At 44.6% G+C, this 17,490-nt stretch carries 18 protein-coding genes; 11 read left to right on the top strand and 7 right to left on the bottom strand.

Annotated elements, in window-relative coordinates:
* The first annotated feature begins 35 nt into the window (after nt 1-35).
* Complete coding sequence (locus tag QUA45_RS01400) at nt 36-518, top strand: flavin reductase (RefSeq protein WP_190659726.1); 483 nt, start codon at nt 36-38, stop codon at nt 516-518.
* A 42-nt stretch (nt 519-560) separates the two neighbouring features.
* On the opposite strand, the gene QUA45_RS01395 is transcribed toward QUA45_RS01400, so the two are convergent.
* Nucleotides 561-1,067 carry a pyroglutamyl-peptidase I family protein gene (locus QUA45_RS01395; protein WP_333219033.1) on the bottom strand — a complete coding sequence of 169 codons (507 nt, stop codon included), beginning with the start codon at nt 1,065-1,067 and terminating at the stop codon, nt 561-563.
* A 46-nt stretch (nt 1,068-1,113) separates the two neighbouring features.
* Here QUA45_RS01395 and hisH point away from each other — a divergent pair, with 46 nt between their 5' ends.
* The 9 genes from hisH (at nt 1,114) to hpsP (ending at nt 10,048) form a co-directional block, all read left to right on the top strand.
* The gene (gene hisH / locus QUA45_RS01390) at nt 1,114-1,749 is read left to right on the top strand and encodes an imidazole glycerol phosphate synthase subunit HisH (protein ID WP_333219031.1); all 636 of its coding nucleotides are present in this window, start codon (nt 1,114-1,116) and stop codon (nt 1,747-1,749) included.
* Between the two features lie 90 nt (nt 1,750-1,839).
* Nucleotides 1,840-2,382: a 16S rRNA (guanine(966)-N(2))-methyltransferase RsmD gene (gene rsmD / locus QUA45_RS01385; protein WP_333097906.1), complete on the top strand. Its 543-nt coding sequence runs from the start codon at nt 1,840-1,842 to the stop codon at nt 2,380-2,382.
* A gap of 382 nt (nt 2,383-2,764) precedes the next feature.
* Entirely contained in the window at nt 2,765-4,225 is a 1,461-nt protein-coding gene (gene glmM, locus QUA45_RS01380) for a phosphoglucosamine mutase (protein WP_333097907.1), read from the top strand.
* Nucleotides 4,226-4,402: 177 nt separating this feature from the next.
* Complete coding sequence (locus QUA45_RS01375; protein ID WP_333219029.1) at nt 4,403-6,028, top strand: glycosyltransferase family 39 protein; 1,626 nt, start codon at nt 4,403-4,405, stop codon at nt 6,026-6,028.
* Nucleotides 6,029-6,046: 18 nt separating this feature from the next.
* Nucleotides 6,047-7,021, top strand: coding sequence for a hormogonium polysaccharide biosynthesis glycosyltransferase HpsN (gene hpsN, locus QUA45_RS01370; RefSeq protein WP_333097911.1), 975 nt, complete (start codon nt 6,047-6,049; stop codon nt 7,019-7,021).
* Between the two features lie 27 nt (nt 7,022-7,048).
* Nucleotides 7,049-8,218, top strand: a complete 1,170-nt coding sequence (gene hpsO, locus QUA45_RS01365; RefSeq protein WP_333097912.1) for a hormogonium polysaccharide biosynthesis glycosyltransferase HpsO — start codon at nt 7,049-7,051, stop codon at nt 8,216-8,218.
* A 44-nt stretch (nt 8,219-8,262) separates the two neighbouring features.
* The gene (locus tag QUA45_RS01360; protein ID WP_333097914.1) at nt 8,263-8,610 is read left to right on the top strand and encodes a hypothetical protein; all 348 of its coding nucleotides are present in this window, start codon (nt 8,263-8,265) and stop codon (nt 8,608-8,610) included.
* Nucleotides 8,607-8,786: a hypothetical protein gene (locus QUA45_RS01355; protein ID WP_333097916.1), complete on the top strand. Its 180-nt coding sequence runs from the start codon at nt 8,607-8,609 to the stop codon at nt 8,784-8,786. Before QUA45_RS01360 ends, QUA45_RS01355 begins: the two co-directional genes overlap by 4 nt.
* 47 nt (nt 8,787-8,833) lie before the next feature.
* Nucleotides 8,834-10,048, top strand: coding sequence for a hormogonium polysaccharide biosynthesis glycosyltransferase HpsP (gene hpsP, locus QUA45_RS01350; RefSeq protein ID WP_333219027.1), 1,215 nt, complete (start codon nt 8,834-8,836; stop codon nt 10,046-10,048).
* Nucleotides 10,049-10,060: 12 nt separating this feature from the next.
* On the opposite strand, the gene QUA45_RS01345 is transcribed toward hpsP, so the two are convergent.
* The 5 genes from QUA45_RS01345 to QUA45_RS01325 form a co-directional block, all read right to left on the bottom strand.
* Nucleotides 10,061-12,034: a TerD family protein gene (locus QUA45_RS01345; RefSeq protein WP_333219025.1), complete on the bottom strand. Its 1,974-nt coding sequence runs from the start codon at nt 12,032-12,034 to the stop codon at nt 10,061-10,063.
* Nucleotides 12,035-12,191: 157 nt separating this feature from the next.
* Nucleotides 12,192-12,410 carry a hypothetical protein gene (locus QUA45_RS01340; protein ID WP_333097920.1) on the bottom strand — a complete coding sequence of 73 codons (219 nt, stop codon included), beginning with the start codon at nt 12,408-12,410 and terminating at the stop codon, nt 12,192-12,194.
* Between the two features lie 33 nt (nt 12,411-12,443).
* A complete protein-coding gene (locus QUA45_RS01335; protein ID WP_333219023.1) occupies nt 12,444-13,004 on the bottom strand; it encodes a TerD family protein in 561 nt (186 codons plus the stop codon).
* 233 nt (nt 13,005-13,237) lie between these two features.
* Entirely contained in the window at nt 13,238-13,663 is a 426-nt protein-coding gene (locus QUA45_RS01330) for a DUF4359 domain-containing protein (protein WP_333097924.1), read from the bottom strand.
* A gap of 225 nt (nt 13,664-13,888) precedes the next feature.
* Nucleotides 13,889-14,854, bottom strand: coding sequence for a M48 family metallopeptidase (locus tag QUA45_RS01325; protein ID WP_333097925.1), 966 nt, complete (start codon nt 14,852-14,854; stop codon nt 13,889-13,891).
* 266 nt (nt 14,855-15,120) lie between these two features.
* Here QUA45_RS01325 and QUA45_RS01320 point away from each other — a divergent pair, with 266 nt between their 5' ends.
* Nucleotides 15,121-15,672, top strand: coding sequence for an acireductone dioxygenase (locus tag QUA45_RS01320; RefSeq protein ID WP_333097927.1), 552 nt, complete (start codon nt 15,121-15,123; stop codon nt 15,670-15,672).
* Between the two features lie 62 nt (nt 15,673-15,734).
* Here QUA45_RS01320 and QUA45_RS01315 read toward each other — a convergent pair whose 3' ends face one another.
* A complete protein-coding gene (locus tag QUA45_RS01315) occupies nt 15,735-17,354 on the bottom strand; it encodes an NAD(P)/FAD-dependent oxidoreductase (RefSeq protein WP_333219021.1) in 1,620 nt (539 codons plus the stop codon).
* Nucleotides 17,355-17,490 lie beyond the last annotated feature (136 nt).

Raw genomic sequence — 17,490 nt, 5'->3', positions numbered from 1 at the left:
GGCGGTGTAGAATTATCGAGCGAACAGGTAAGCCCGTGCTAGACGAACAAGCTAAAAAAACCATCTTGCGGAAAATCCCTCACGGATTGTACATCTGCGGTGTCAAAGACGGGGAGGAAGTCAACGGTTTCACCGCTAGCTGGGTGATGCAATCTTCCTTTACCCCTCCCTTAGTTGTTAACTGCGTCAAGCAAGACTCCAAATCCCACGGCATGATCAAAGCCAGCGGTGTCTTTGCTTTGAGTTTCCTAGAAGCAGGGCAAAAAGAGTTAGCCCAGAAATTCTTCAAGCAGCAGCGCCGCGTTGGCAATAAATTTGAGGATGTAGAATTTTATCCCGGCGCGGAAACTGGTTGTCCGATTATCTCGGATTCTCTGGGTTACGTCGAGTGCAAAGTTGTCGGTGCTGTGGAACACGGGGATCACACGGTTTATGTGGGAGAAGTTGTGGCCGCAGGCGTCCACCGAGAAGGCAATCCGTTGCTGCTAGAAAGCACGGGTTGGAATTACGGCGGCTAAAGAGTTGGCAATTGGCAACTGGCAGTTGTCAGTTGTCAGTTGTTAAGGGACGCGAGTTAAAATTAATAAAAAATCGGCGACAATTTTGTCGGCATTTTCTTCTGTCAAAATTGGTACGTGTACGAAAATACATTTGGTGCTAAGTTGAGAATCTGCAAGGTGTTTTAAAACTGCATAATATAGAGCTTCGCAAACAAATTTTCCGGCTTCGTGACTGATTTCGGTTGCAGCTAAATCAGCGAGTAGCGGTTCGAGATTAACTGTTGTTTTCATAATGTCGCTCTCGCAACAAGCGCAGGATTCTACGGTTAATTTTTGCCTGCTTTCGGCCATGCCGCAGCAGATAATAGTATCGGGTTGGAGTTGGTTGATTTGGGCGATCGCTAAATTAGGTGCTAGCTGAAAATCTACTGGCAGTTTCCTCAAAAAAGTCAGGGAATCAGGCAAAGATTTGATTTGGGAAATCTTGGCTAATAAGTCGTCCGAAGAGTTAGATTCCTGATGTGGAAGCCAAGTATCAAATGAGGTTAGCAGGATTTTCGCTGTCATATTTGTGCAATAATACTGATATTGATAATATAAGGCAAGTAAGTCAATGTCTGTCATTGCAGTAGTAGACTATGACATGGGCAATCTGCACTCAGTCTGTAAAGGCTTGGAAAATGTGGGTGCAGTGCCAAAAATTACAGATTCTCCTGCTATAATCGAGCAGGCTGATGCCGTGGTTTTGCCGGGAGTTGGTTCGTTTGACCCGGCAATGCAGAATTTACGATCGCGCAATTTGATAGAACCGATAAAAAGTGCGATCGCATCGGGAAAACCTTTTTTAGGCATTTGTTTGGGTATGCAAATTCTGTTGGAAAGTTCCGAAGAAGGTGTAGAACCGGGATTGGGCGTTATTGCGGGAAAAGTGCGCCGATTTCGGTCGGAACCGGGTTTGACAATTCCGCACATGGGATGGAATCAATTGCACTTTACTCAGCAGAATTGCCCGCTGTGGCAAAATTTACCGTCCGATCCTTGGGTTTATTTCGTGCATTCTTATTATGTCGATCCAGCTGATTGGGAAGTGCGATCGGCAATGGTGAGTCACGGCAGTCAAAACGTGACGGCGGCTATAGCTAAAGACAATTTGATGGCGGTGCAATTTCACCCGGAAAAGTCTTCGAGTACGGGATTGCAAATGCTGTCAAATTTTGTCAGTCTCGTGAGGGAAAAAGTACCTGCTTAGGTGGCATGAGTCTTGAAAAACCCGGTTGATTGCCGAAACCGGGTTTGACATTTTTAAAAGTCTTATTCCTTATTCCTTCTTTCTTCCTAAATGAGTTTAAGAATCTCTGGCAATCGCCAAATCAAAACCCTGCCGGGACTCGCCACTCGCCCTACACCTTCGCGAGTCAGAGAAGCTTTATTTAATATTTGGCAAGGGACGATCGCAGATTGCAGATGGCTTGACATTTGTACCGGCAGCGGTTCGATGGGTGCAGAAGCTTTGTGCCGGCAAGCCGCGAGTGTCACTGGCATCGAACAGTCGGCGAAAGCTTGTGCGATTATCCGCGAAAACTGGGAGCAAGTAGCAGACTCGTCCCAAACATTCCAAATACTGCGGGGAAACGCGACGGCGAAGTTGGCAACACTAGCTGGGCAGCAGTTCGATCGCATTTACTTCGATCCGCCCTACGCCAGTGACTTGTACGAACCTGTGTTAAACACGATCGCCAGCCAAGAAATGCTAGCACCAAACGGCGAAATCGCGATCGAACACAGCCCGGAGCGATCGGCACAACCGATTTCCGGTCTAGAAATTTGCCGCCAGAAAATATACGGCAATACAGCATTAACCTTCTACACACGCAGTTGCTGACAGGCTCAAACAGCAGCAGCGTCAATCGATTTTAGATTTTAGATTTTCGATTGACCCCACGGATAAATGCGGGGGCTTGAGGATTTTCGATTTTGGATTGATTCCACGGATAAATCACGTGGCGGGTACCACCTTTGAAATTCGCGGTCAAGCCTGGAGGCAGAAAGAAACCGGGTTTCCGGGCGTTGGCGCGCCCGGAACTCCAAGTTTTTCCCTTGGATACAATACAAATTTTTCCGATGAAGTTAAGCTTTGTGCGTAGGTTGTCACAGCAAGTTGCTTGAGCAATCGACTAAATAAATGGAGTTTACGCTGAAAATAAAGACTTTCAGTTGTAACATGAACCCAAAGTGTGAGTGTGAATATTCCTAAAGGAGTGAATATGGTTCAGACACCTTCGCGCCCTCGTGGCAGCGAGTTTCCGGCTGTTAACTCGGTACAGCCAGCCAAACTGGATACGATTCTGCTGGGAAATAGCCTCTCCCTGCCAAATACCAAACTCTTCGGCACAGACGGCATTCGCGGGAAAGTTGGAGAATTGCTGAATGCACCCCTAGCCTTGCAAGTGGGCTTCTGGGCCGGACAAGTTCTACGCCAAAATACCCCCAACCAGGGGCCTGTGATTTTGGGGCAAGACAGCAGGAATTCCAGCGATATGCTGGCAATGGCACTGTCAGCGGGTTTGACGGCCGCCGGTTTAGAAGTGTGGAATTTGGGATTGTGTCCCACTCCCTGCGTTGCTTATCTGGCAAGCGTTTCGGAGTCGGTCGGCGGAGTGATGATTTCGGCTTCTCACAATCCCCCAGAAGACAACGGCATTAAGTTTTTCGGCTCAAACGGCTCCAAGCTGTCGCAACAGTTGCAGGAACAAATCGAAGCGGGAATCCGGGGGGCAAAGGTTCCGGTTGCTAGCTTGGCTTGGGGACACCACTACCATCGCTCTGAGTTGGTTAAAGATTATGCCACTTCGCTCTGTGATTCGCTACAACAGATGAATTTGGAGGGAATGCGGATAGTTTTGGATTTGGCTTGGGGGGCCGCTGCGGGTTTGGGGCCGGCGGTGTTCGCGCAAATGGGGGCGGAGGTTATCTGTTTGCACGACTCTCCTGATGGATCTCGCATTAATGTTAACTGCGGTTCTACTCATCTCGAAAGTTTGCAAGCGGCAGTTTTGGAACACAATGCCGATTTGGGCTTTGCTTTTGACGGCGATGCCGATCGAGTTTTGTGTGTAGACAACCAAGGTCGAACGATTGACGGCGATTACATTCTTTATCTGTGGGGCCGGCAGTTGCGCGACTCCGAACAGTTACCATCCAATTTAATTATTTCTACTGTAATGGCTAACCTCGGCTTCGAGCGAGCTTGGGAAGAATTGGGCGGCAAACTAACTAGAACCAACGTCGGAGATCAGTACGTTCACGCTGAAATGCAGCGCACCGGTGCAATGTTGGGCGGCGAACAGTCGGGACACATTCTTTGTCCGCATTACGGTGTCAGCGGCGACGGTTTGCTGACAGCTTTGCATTTGGCTTCGCTGGTGCGCCAGTCCGGGCAATCTTTGGCACAATTGGTAAGTGGCAGTTTCCAAACTTATCCGCAGTTGCTGCGAAATATTCGGGTGGACGATCGCGAAAAACGCCTGAAATGGCACGAGTGCGAGGCAATGCAAAGTGCGATCGAACGTGCTACAACAGCAATGGGCGAACAGGGACGGGTTTTGGTGCGCGCTTCTGGCACTGAACCGCTAATTCGAGTTATGGTGGAAGCTGCCAGCGCCGAATTGGCTAATTTCTGGACTGAAAATTTAGTTTTAGCCGTTCAGCAACACATAGCTATCTGATGGAAATGGGGAATTAATCTGAAGGAAGAAGGAAGAAGGAAGAAGGAAGAAGGAAGAAGCCTCTAGATAAATATAGGAGCTATTGAAACCAATTTCTCATTCTTTATTCCCTCTTGCTTATTTCCTCTGTCCTAAATAACTAAATCCTTCTTTCTTCATTTCCCCATTTCTGATTGTATGAACACCAAATCAATTCAAAATGGGCGGCTGCATCGAATTTGGTTAAAATTTTTAATTGTCGTCATATTAATAACTGGGATATGGTTTCGCTTTACTAATCTGGATCGCAAAGTCTACTCGTTCGACGAATCTATCACCTCGCTGCGAATTTCTGGCTACACCTGGACGGAAATGGTGCAGCAAGATTTTCAGGGCAAAACAATTAGCGTCGCAGATTTGCAGCAGAAATACCAGCAGATAAATCCCGAAAAAACTTGGTGGAATACTGTTAAAGGTTTAGCTACAGAAGAACCCCAACTATCACCGTTATATTTTATTTTAGCCAGGTTTTGGGTACACTTGTTCGGCCCGCAAGTGGCGACTGTCAGAAGTCTTTCAGCTTTGATTAGTTTGTTAGTTTTTCCCAGCATTTATTGGCTGTGCTGGGAATTATTTCGATCGGCGTCTGTGGGATGGATGGCTGTTACAATCATTGCTGTTTCACCTTTTCACGTCTTGTACGCGCAAGAGGCAAGACCGTACATGATGTTTGCAGTCCTGGTTTTGCTCTCGAATGCAATTCTGCTGCGGGCGATCGCCCTACAAAATTCTCCCGGCACATCTAATTTGAGCAAGGCTGTTTGGTTTATTTATGCGATCGCCCTGACTTTAGGACTGTATTGTAGTTTATTATTTTTTTTAGTAGTATTCGCCCACGGGATCTATGTAATTATCACAGAAAATTGTCGTTTTAGCAAAACATTAATTGCTTATTTACTAGCTTCAGTGGCAGCAATAATAATTTTTGCTCCTTGGATTTTGGTATTAGTTTATAACTCTAAAAAAATCGAGGCAACAGTAGGCTTGCCCCGCCTTTCCCTGTATTTCATATCTTCACTTAAACCTTTAATTATCATTACCTGCCGAATGTTTATCGACACGCATTGGGCGGGCGGAATCATCAAATTGGCTTCGAGCCATCTGACTGCAGATGTAATCCGACTGATTGTAGTGGCCGTATTGCTGTTAACGCTCGCACATTCACTATACTCGCTCTGCCGCTCAACTCCCAAACGAGTTTCGCTGTTTGTATTGACAGCGATCGGAATTACAGCGATAGTATTGATAGCAGTGCGAGGCGTTGCCGATCGCTATCTAGTTCCCTATATTTTAGCAATCCAGATAGCTGTTGCCTACTTATTCACCGCTAAAATTGCAGTCACCCCCAATCCCCGCCAACAAAAACTGTGGCAGCTAGGTTTAATAGCACTAATATCGAGTGGAATAATTTCTTGTGCCGTCAGCTCACAGTCACAACTTTGGTGGAACAAATACCCTTCTAGCACTAAATACAATCCCCAAGTAGCCACGATTGTCAATCAATCGAAAAAACCTTTAGTAATCAGTCATGGAGGCAACAACATCACAGGAAAAATACTGTCTGTCAGCTATCTGCTGAAGTCGCAAGTAAAGCTTTTGCTGGCAGTTAAGCCCGATCAAGTTAAAATTCCTGATGGTTTTAGCGATGTATTTCTCTACCGAGCTACAGAAGCATTAAAATTTGAACTAGAAAAAGTGCAAAAATATCAAATCACACCAATTTACAAACCCGGCGATGTCTGGCTTTGGCGTGTAGAGAAATAATGAAGGCGGCAACTGCAAATGATGATTTCTGTTGTGATCCCCACCTACAACCGCGAGCAACCTCTGCGAGAGACATTGGCTGATACGCTTCGGCAAAATTACCCCAATTTTGAAGTCTTGGTAATCGATCAAACTCGCACCCACGAGTCGGAAACTCAAGTTTATTTAGAGGAATTGGCAAATGCTGGCAAAATTCGGTGGTTTCGGGTAGATTGGGCAAGTTTGCCGGCAGCTCGAAATTATGCAGTGCGCCGCGCAGTTGGAGAGATTATTTTATTTATTGATGATGATGTACAATTGCCAGAGGGTTTTTTGGCAGCTCACGCTGACAACTATTTAGAAAAACCCGATGTGGGATGTGTGGCGGGCAGGGTTTTTGACAGAATAAAACTGGATAATTCTGGAGGGGATTTGGCGATCGAATATTTGCCCTCAGAAGCGATGGATGCGGGCATTGCCTGGTATTTTATCGATTTGGTGCATACAGTAAAACCGCAGCAGGTGCTCTCGGCTAGAGGCTGCAATATGTCATTTCTCCGGCAGGTTTTTGCCGAGTGGGGGCTGAGGTTTGATGAGCGCTTTACAGGGAGTGCGGTGCGGGAGGAGTCGGATTTTTGTTTGAGATTGCGATCGACTGGCCTGAAAATTTGGTACGATCCCAATGCGTGTTTAGTTCACTTTGGGGAAGAGAGCGGCGGGTGTCACGATGTCAGCACGCGATCGATCGAATATCAAATCACATTCTATCACAATCACTTTCTGATGGGATTGAAAAATTTAACAGCCTTTCAATGCCTGCGATTTTTTGCCAAACTCTTTGACTGCCACGTTTTGGGAAATCCGCCTTGTTATAAAAGCCACTCGCCCATTAAAATTATAACTAGATTTGCTTTTTATATCTTGGGTTTCCTCAGTGCTGTAAATACAGTAATTCAATCTCTGTGGAATGATGGACAAATTTACACCCATCAAGACAACTTTAACGCTCAATAATTCCCTATTCCTTCCCCCTTCCCCTAAATGAGAATTCTCGTTGCCAGTCACACCTATATTGTGGACATTAACCGGGAAAAATTCAAGATATTAGCAAACCTAGAACCTGATATTGAAGTAACAATTGTAGTGCCGCAGCGTTGGAAACCCGGAGGCGTACAAAATAAAATTATAGAAACGGAATTTTATCAAAATGGTTCCTTTAAAGTCATCCCTGTGTCCAACTTTAGCCAAAACAATCAAGGATTGCTAAGCTTTGGTTGTGATTTAATTAAAGTTTTGCAAAATTTTAGACCCCAGATAATCCAAGTTGAACAAGGTTCAAAATCCCTTGCTTGCGCTCAATTAATTTTATTAAATAAACTGCTTAAATTAAAGGCAAAAAATATATTGTTTACCTGGTGGAATCTGCCTTATCAATTGAATTGGCCTGTGTCAATTTTAGAAAATTACAATCTTCAGCACACCAACGGAATTATTGCAGGCAACCTAGACGGAGCTAAAATTTTGCGGCAGCGGGGCTATCAAGGTGCGGTAAAAGTAATGCCACAACTCGGAGTAGATGAAACTTTGTTTCGCAGCACTGCTAAAGACGCTGATTTATCCAGCAGGTTCGGCATTGCACCGACCGATTTTGTGGTAGGATTTGTAGGGCGATTTGTCGAAGAAAAAGGACTGTTCACTTTAGCTGAGGCCTTGGCAGGGTTGAAAAGAATCCCTTGGAAGTGGCTGTTAGTAGGACAAGGAAAATTGCGGACGCACCTCGCAGAAAAATGTATTGAATGGGGAATCAGCGAGCGAATAATCTGGGTAGAAAGCGTTTCTCACGAAGAGATTCCCCCCTACATTAACTTAATGAACTGTTTGGTATTGCCCTCGCAAACCAGCTATAAATTCAAAACTTTGACCACTGTGGGCTGGAAAGAACAATTCGGTCACGTTTTAATTGAAGCGATGGCCTGTCAAATTCCGGTTATCGGTTCCGACTGCGGGGAAATTCCCCACGTCATCGGCGATGCGGGGTTAATATTCCCCGAGGGAAATGCAGGGGTTTTGCGCGAGTGTTTGCAGCAATTGATGGAGCAACGGCAGTTAGTCGCAGATTTGGGCGATCGGGGTTATCACAGAGCGATGAGCAATTATACCAATCAAGCTTTAGCTGAGCAGTTATTGGAATTCTACAAAGAATTGTTGTAACTTTTAGCTATAATGCAAGTGTTAAATAAAAAAAACTGTGGTAAATGTCTATTCCTCCCGACATACGCTCTTTGGTTAGCGAACTCTACCAGGTACTAGACGATACTGAGCGCCAAGCAACGCAGGGACTTTTTGCACTTAGAAGAGCAATGTCTCTTTTTCCCCAGAATGAAATACTGATGCAATACTTTTCTTCGATCAGTAATTTTCAATTCTGCGTATCAGGTGTTCGCTTACAAGCAGAGCACATTGTGGGCAATGTATTGATGGCTGGTGTGCCCGATGAAGATGTTCAAAAAGCAGGAGATTATTTAGCAGCTTTGCTACATATGGCTCCTGAATCAAGAATTATGATTGACAAAGTAGTTGAGAGATTAGAAGCATTGCCATGAAACAATTACCTGATGAAAGCCTACTCCGGGAAATCCTGGAAATTGTGAAAGCGGCGGAAGCAAAAGCGAGTGAAATGTATGAATTTTCCAAAACAATGGCTCACAATACCCAAATTACAGCAACAAAGAGAGAGGAAGCTGAACAGCTAGACGGGCAGCCTTTTCCAGATAATTAAATTGGTAATGGGAGATGTTGGTATCTTGATTTAAAGAACTATCCCCCATGCGAATTCTCCAAATTATCCCCTCAATTTCTCTCGTCTACGGCGGGCCAAGTCAAATGGTACTCGGACTTTCTGCGGCCCTCGCTTCCCGAGGTATTGATATCACAATTATCACCACAGATTCTAATGGAGATATCGGTCAACTTCCCTTAGATGTCCCCTTAAATCAACCAATACAACAAAACGGTTATCAAATTATTTATTTCCGCTGTTCTCCCCTTCGTAGATATAAGTTTTCTCTAAGTTTATTGCAGTGGTTAAATGAAAATGCGCGACAATTTGACCTGGCTCACATTCACGCTCTTTTCTCACCAGTAACTACCCTCGCTGCTACAATTGCTAGATATCACAAGTTGCCATATATTATGCGTCCCTGCGGTATGCTTGACCCCGCCGATTTGCAGAAAAAAAAGCGCTTGAAACAGATTTATGCCACGCTTTTAGAACGCCCTAATTTAGCAGGGGCAGCCGCAATTCACTTCACAAGTAAAGAAGAAGCTAAAATCTCAGAAAGATTTGGTTTGGGTAGCACAGGCAAGATGCCTGTGTCACAAGATTTGAACTTCACAGGCAAGATGCCTGCGCCACGGGATTTAGTGATTCCATTGGGGGTGACAGCAGGTTTGTTTCCTCAGAGATTGCGGGAATCTCAAGTGCCAATCATCTTATTTCTGTCGCGAATTGAACCTAAAAAAGGGCTTGATTTGTTAATTCCAGCATTAGAAAGTATTTTGGCATCGGGCATAGAGTTTCACTTTATTTTAGCTGGGTCAAATACCCAAAATGCTGATTATGAAACACAAATTAAAAGTAAAATATACAATTCAAGCTTAGCAAAATATACAACAATTACTGGTTTTGTGAGCGGTGATTTAAAAGTTGAACTTTTGACAAAAGCTGACTTATTTGTATTGCCTTCTTATTACGAAAACTTTGGTATTGCTGTAGCAGAAGCTATGGCCGCGGGTGTACCTGTGGCCATTTCCGATCGCATACATATTGCCGAAGACATACAGCAAGCAGAAGCTGGTTGGGTGGGACCTTTGGAAGTAGGGGCGATCGCCAATTCAATTAAATCAGCACTTCTGAATCCCGAAGAGCGCAAACGGCGGGGATTGAACGGCAAAGAGTATGCCAAAAAGCATTATAACTGGGATGCGATCGCCCAGCAAACCATCAATGCTTACCAGCAGATTTTGTCGTCTACTAACTAATGCCACAGCAGTTTACCTTCTGCTTCTTCGCCTGCTGCGAGTTATTGTGCCACTGCTATCAGAATTTGCCGGTGAGATTTTTTCAACGCTGCTATTGCTTTTAAAATTAGTAGAGTCAGAGTTTGAGGCATCTCTGACCGATTTTCTTCTAATTATAATCGGAACATTCAGAGATCGACCGCAAGGTCGGCCGAAGGAGTCTATCTTCCTTCGATAATCGCAGATTGCAGCCTCTGCAATCGGTTCTTGACAATCTTTAATAAAGCTTTGTGCTAATTGGTAATTCTTGCCGTCTCCCTGCTTTGAAAAAAGTTCTCCAGCTTGATTAAAATCTGCTACTGCTTGCGATTTGGTTCCCAACATACAGCGAATAGCACCTCGTTCTAAATAAGCCAAACCATAATTAGGATTAACGCGAATAGCTTGTTCGTAATCCCCGATCGCCTTTTGCTTATCTCCCAATTCATAGTATGCTTGACCGCGACCGAAATAAGCTTCTGCCAAGTTAGGATTAAATTGTAGCGCTCGATCGTAATTGTAAATTGCCTGCTGCTTGTTTCCCTGTTGGCCAGTAGCAATCCCCAATCCGAGGTAAGCTTGAGGTATGTTCGGATTCAGCGCTAAAGCCTGAGTAAAATTGGCGATCGCCCCCGGAACATCTCCCTTTTGAACTTTCAAAGAACCTTGGTTGCTGAAATCTGCAGCTTTTTGAGCGATCGCAACTCTTTGACTGATAACAGTGCGATTGGCCCGGTAATTAGATAACTTATTTTGAGCGAGATTATAAACAGGTGTACGTGAATCGATCGCTTCTAAAAGTGCGATTGCCTCTTGCCATTTACTTTGCGACTGATGCCAAACTTCCATCGGATGAGGCGGTTTTTGCACAACCACAGCAGCTTCCATTGCCAATTGTTGAGCTTTTTCTAGACTTTCTGCAGCCTGTAAATTTTGCGCTACTGGAACCAAACTCGGGCGCAGTTTCAGCAAATCAGCTCTAGCTTGTTGATACCCAAAGCCAGGGAAGTTAGGAATTTTCTCTAAATTGGCGATCGTTTCTTTAAGTCGTTTATCGAAACTTCTGAGCAAATTGACATCCGTGACTTTCTCTGAATTCTGCGTTTCAACGGCCAGTATTTGCGCTTGCTTCAGCGTTTCATTTCCCGATCGCATAAAGGCGCTCATCCCTGCACCTGTCCCCAAAACCAAAACCCCTAAACCTGCTAATAAAGCTGCGGGGATTTTTCGGCTTCGCGAGTTATTAACTTGATTATTAATTAGTGATGGCTGTACCCTTCGAGTCTGACGAGATTGTTGCGCTTCCGGTTCTGACTCTACCTCCAACTCCCAAGCCGGCAACTGCAAATCATCTGCTGCTGTTTCGGCTGTCAACTCGCTACTAATTCGAGCAATATTATGGCTGTTTCCGCTTTTATACTTGTCAACCAAACTCTGCAATCCTGCTTGATATCCTTCTCCTACTGCCTGAAATCTCCACTCTCCATTCTTTCTATACAAACGACCAAACTCTACAGCAGTCTCTCGTGAAAAGTTCTCTTTTAATTCATAGCGAACCAGTTCGCTTCCCGTATCCAAATTGGTAATTTTGATAAAAGCATTTTTGATATTGCTAAGATTTGCGTTAATTTTTTCGGCTTCGTGAATAGTAACCGCAAAAGTTATTTCCTCAATTTCAGCATTAATTTTCTCTAAAATAACGCCGTAAATAGTCTTCTTTTCTTGACCTAGGTTATTTTTGTCAGGAATCGATTGCAGTAGCGAACCGTCACAGGATTGCAGATTATTGTAAAAGATAAAATATTTATCGTTAGGTAGTTTGCCGTCAGCACCTAGCATAAAGGCAGAGACATCAATCTCGTAGCTTTGTCCTGTCTCTGTCACCTGGCAACCCAGGGCAATCGCCATTTTTTTCAAACCGGGCGCTTCTTTAGAGATATTAAATCTCTCACCCTTACTTAATTGCATTGCCATCTGCTTATTTGTTAAACATCAAACTTTATAGTGTTCATGTTAATATTAAGTAGCCGCATAATTTAGGCTATTCAATAAAACTTAATATTTTGCTTTAAATAGGGGGCTTGATTAAAAATATGTGCTGCCTGTATCGGAAATTTGTTGAGATTTACTTAAGTACAATTACGTAATTAAAAACCTGAATTTCTCCCAAACGGGTTTCTACAATTGAACTTAATTTGACATTAATTTGAAGCATTTTCATCACTAAGTAGTAAGGTAACAAAGTTACCAAAAGCTCCTGACGAGACTGTTCCGCTTCCGGTTCTGACTCCACCTCCAACTCCCCAGCCGACAACTGCCAATCCTCTGCTGTTCTCGCCGCCAACTCGTGAGGAATTGGAGCAATATTATTACTACTTTAGCTGCAATACTTGTCAACAAAACTCTGCAATCCTGCCTGATATCCTGCTCCTACCGCCTGAAATCTCCACTCTCCATTCTTTCTATACAAGCGACCAAATTCTACAGCAGTCTCTCGCGAAAAATTATCTTTTAATTCATAACGAACAAGTTCGTTTTCGGTATCCAAATTGGTAATTTTGATAAAAGCATTTTTGATATTGCTAAAATTTGCATTAATTTTTTCGGCTTCGTGAATAGTCACAACAAAAGTTATTTCCTCAATTTCAGGATTAACTCTTTTTAAGATAACGCCGTAAATCGTTTTATTCTCTTGACTTCGGTTGTTTTTATCTCGAATCACTTGCAGTACAGAACTGTCACCGGATTGCAGATTATTGTAAAAGATAAAATATTTATCGTTAGGTATTTTGCCGTCAGCACCTAGCATAAAGGCAGAGACATCAATCTCGTAGCTTTGTCCTGCCTCTGTCACCTGCCAACCGAGGGCGATCGCCATTTTCTTTAAACCGGGCGCTTCTTTAGAGATATTAAATCTTTCACCCTTACTTAATTGCATTGCCATCTGCTTATTTGTTAAACATCAAACTTTATAGCGTTCATGTTAATATTAAGTGGGACAATAACTTTTATTTTTTAAGAAAACTTAATATTTTGTCTGTAATAGCCGACCTCATTAAAAATATGTGCTACCGCTCTCCGAAGTTATTGAGATTTACTGAAAGAGAATTACGCAAGCAAAAACCGGGCTTTCTACCAAACCCGGTTTCAACAATTGAACTTAATTTGAGTCTAATTTTGAGCATTTTCAGAACTAGGTGGCAGCGTCACAAAATTACCAAAAGCTCCAACCGTTTGATAGCTTTTTTTGCCTAATTCAGTTGTGTAAATACTGACTACACCTAAATTTTGACGCTGCGTTGTATTGTCGAGCAAGCTTTCGATCGTGTCCCGCTGCGAAGTCAGCAAATTCTTGCAACTGCCGATCAAAGTATCTGCAACACCGCTCAAAGCTTTAGGCACGCGAGAATCTTTGCACACAGTGCTTTCCAACTCGGTTTGGAGTACGCCGGAAGCATAAGTTAGGTATTTGTCTCTCCCAGGATTTGTAAATGCCATGCCGGCGGCTAGAAGAGTCAGAGCCATCGCGACTTTCCCCACATTGCCGAAAAAATTAGAAGTTGGCTTGTTAGTATTCATTGCGTTATCAATATTCATTTTTTTTAGCCCCGTTGATTTATAAGCTTCTCTTGATTTAAACTACACCTCCTCAGAAACAGATTTCCGAAAGGAGGGGACAGTTTTTAGATTGGAGGCCAGTTGCGAGTAAGTCTCTCACTGGTTTACCTCCCTTTTACGTTTACCCCTCCCTCAAATCCGGTAAATCTTCAACAAAACATTTAGCTGGTTCCCAGGCACAGCCTGGAAACGAGGAATTTAAACTTAGTTTCGCTTTGATTTTTGCCTCTCGATCTCCCGCTGTAACTCTTCAATCTGACGGCGCAAAGCCTCCGTCTCGCTGTTAGGCGTTTGGGACTTCACATCAACCGCACCCTCAGCTACAGCCCGCTTGTAGTTCCCCAGCTTAATTTGGCGGTATTCCTCGGAACTGGCCCAGTCTCGCAAATAGCGCAGGCGTTCCACGGGGAAAGGGTGACTCAGCATCACGCCCTGGCCGCCGTTGTAAAGTAAAAACTTATACACTTGGTTGAGATTGTCTCGATCGAGCTCTTGATAGTTGTCAGACTGGCGGATAAATTCTTGCAAACTGCATTGATCGGCATATTTACTGCTAACCCCCGCCAGTTGCATCATCGTCTTCATCACACTGTTTAAGTCATCCGTTACCAACAAAGCCGCCCGGTCTGCCGACAATTCAGCCTTGCGCCGCCACTCGTAAAAAGCGAAAATTAAACCGCTACCGACCATATTTCCCAAACCGAAAGTCATCTCGCCAATTGTCGATGCGACGCTCATCGCCCACATCGCCATTTGATTTAAAGTTGGATGGCCGCATTTAATGTGTCCCAACTCGTGAGCCAAGACTACCCGCAGTTCCGCCTCGTCCAACAAGTCTAAAAGACCAGTGTTTAATACTACATAAGGCTGGTTTTTTCCCAGGGCATCGCTGTTAACCGAGGGATTCTGAGAAACAAACAAACCCGGTTCTGGAAAAATATCTAAAGCCTGCACGCACTCCCGGAATATATGATAAATGCTTGCATATTGGCGGGGCCCGACTTGAATGCTATTTCCCATGAGGTAAACGAATTGCGGTCGTTCGTAGACAAATTCTACAAATTTGCTGGCAATTAAGTCAAATCCAGGCACGCTTCGCAGCGCTTGCTCAGCTTGGCGATCGAGCGGATGCTGAAATGCTTCGCTAGAAATTTCCGTATAAGTAGGCATGGTTGTTGCAAAAATTACAGTTAAGATATCAGTATTGCCGATCGCTGCGGGTGCTAGCTGGTGGCTGACTTATTAATCTTATCGCGACAAATCTGGAACTATTGTAGAACAGGCATCTTGCCTGTTCAAATCATTAAACTATTGTGGAACAGGCACCTTGCCTGTTCAAATTAGCGTTAAAATTGTGAATCTGGTACAGGCGCGATCGAGAAACATCTTTCACAGTGCCTGTCTATCGCCTCACCCAAAAATTGGAACGTGCAAAAATGGCTATCCTGCGACTCGAAAACGGTACAACCTACACTCAACAAAGCGACATTACCCGAGAACTCGCTTCCTTAAACATTCAACTCAACCGCTGGCCCGTGGGTGATAGCGCTGAAATTCAAAATTTGTTAGCGAAAGATGCTCTTGACGACAATCAAAAAGAGCAAGTGCTGCAAGCCCTCGACGGCTACTTTCAACAGTTGTCGGAAAGTGCAGGCTATCAGGATCGGGACTTAATCGTACTGCACCCAGACATTCCCAACCTCGACATCATGCTGTCGAAATTCAACAAGTGCCACATCCACGCCGATGATGAAGTCCGCTATATCGTAGCAGGCGAGGGCATTTTCGGCTTCGTGCGGCCCGACGGCAGCCAAGTCGAACTCACAGTGCAGCCGGAAGAATTTATCAACGTGCCGGCGAATACAGAACACTGGTTTTATTTGACAGCAGCCCAGAAAATTAAAGCGGTGCGCTATTTTACTACCAAAGAAGGCTGGACGCCGGAGTATACCGATACGGAAATTCGATCGCGTTTAGCTGCTGTTTGAACAGTTGACAGTTGACGGTTGACGGCAATCTTCAAATCGTCTAAAAATCCTCAAATCCAGCCTCAAATTTTGTGGTTTGAAGATTGCAAAATACTCAAAGCAACCGCCTCTGCCACCTTAATCCCATCAATCCCCGCCGACAGAATTCCACCCGCATATCCTGCACCTTCCCCAGCAGGATAAAGGCCTTCTGTATTCAAACTTTGATAATCTTCCTTGCGTTTAATCCGAATTGGTGAAGAAGTGCGCGTTTCCACCCCAGTTAAAACCGCATCATCCATCCCAAATCCTTTAATCTGTTTGTCAAAAGCCGGAAGTGCTTCGCGGATAGCTGCGATCGCATAATCTGGCAAACTTTCGCTCAAATCAGTCATCACAACTCCCGGCGTATAAGACGGCTGCACACTGCCTAGCGCCGTGGAAGGGCGATTCGCCAAAAAATCACCCACAAGCTGCCCAGGGGCGTTGTAAGTGCCACCTCCTAACTCAAATGCCCGTTCTTCTAGGCGACGTTGAAACTCAATTCCGGCTAAGGGATGACCCGGATAATCCTCTGGCGTGATACCCACCACAATCCCGCTGTTAGCATTGCGTTCATTGCGAGAATATTGACTCATCCCATTAGTAACAAGTCGCCCCGGTTCGGACGCAGCTGCCACTACCAAACCACCGGGACACATACAGAAACTATACACAGAACGATTGTTTTGGCAATGGTGAACCAGTTTGTAATCGGCGGCACCCAAAAGCTTATGGCCGGCCCGATCGCCAAAACGACAGCGATCGATAATAGTTTGGGGATGTTCCACCCGAAAACCAATAGAAAAAGGTTTTGCTTCGATGTAAACCCCGCGCGAAAACAACATTTCAAAAGTATCGCGGGCGCTGTGTCCCACCGCCAGAACTATATAATTACTAGCAATATATTCTCCGCTGGCGAGGGTAAGTCCCTGCACTTTTCCATTTTCGATGTGGATATCTTCTACACGACTTTGAAACCTAATTTCTCCGCCTAATGATTCAATTTGGGCGCGGAGACTTTGGACAATTCCCACCAGTTTGAACGTGCCAATATGCGGTTTATTAATATATAAAATTTCTGGTGAAGCTCCCGCATTCACAAGTTCCGTCAGCACCTTGCGTCCATAATGCTGAGGATCTTTAACTTGGCTGTAGAGTTTGCCATCGGAAAAAGTACCCGCACCACCTTCGCCAAACTGGGCGTTAGATTCAGGGTTGAATTCTACTTTTTTCTTCCAAAATCCAAAGGTATCAACCGTGCGATCGCGCACTGCTTTTCCGCGTTCTAAAAGGATGGGGCGAAACCCCATTTGTGCCAGCATGAGACCTGCCAACATACCGCACGGCCCTGTACCAATCACAATGGGGCGAATCGTCAAATTGCTGGAGGCTTTGGCTACATAGCGATAACTCGTGTCTGGCGTTACCATCACATGAGGATCTTTTTTGAAGCGCGCCAAAAGTTGCTTTTCCTGTGTCGTCTCCACATCCACAATATAGACAAGGAAAATTTCGGGTTTTTTACGAGCATCGTAGCTGCGCTTGAAGATGGAATAGCCGAGCAATTCTTCGGGGGGAATTTGCAGCTTTTTGACAATCGCACTGCCGATCGCATCTTCAGGATGATCGAGGGGGAGTTTTATTTCGGTTATTCGTAACATATAGTGGAAGGAAGAAGGAAGAAGGAAGAATAAAAATCCCGAACAGAAGTATTATAACTATTTAACCGGACATCCTATGGGCGATCGTCCTCGGTCGATCAATTTTTAATTTTTGAGTGGATAATTGAAGAAGCGT

Source organism: Microcoleus sp. Pol12A5, assembly GCF_036701435.1.
Classification (GTDB): domain Bacteria; phylum Cyanobacteriota; class Cyanobacteriia; order Cyanobacteriales; family Microcoleaceae; genus Microcoleus.
The sequence above is the reverse complement of the archived record's forward strand: the minus strand, read 5'-3'. Positions and strand labels throughout refer to the sequence as shown.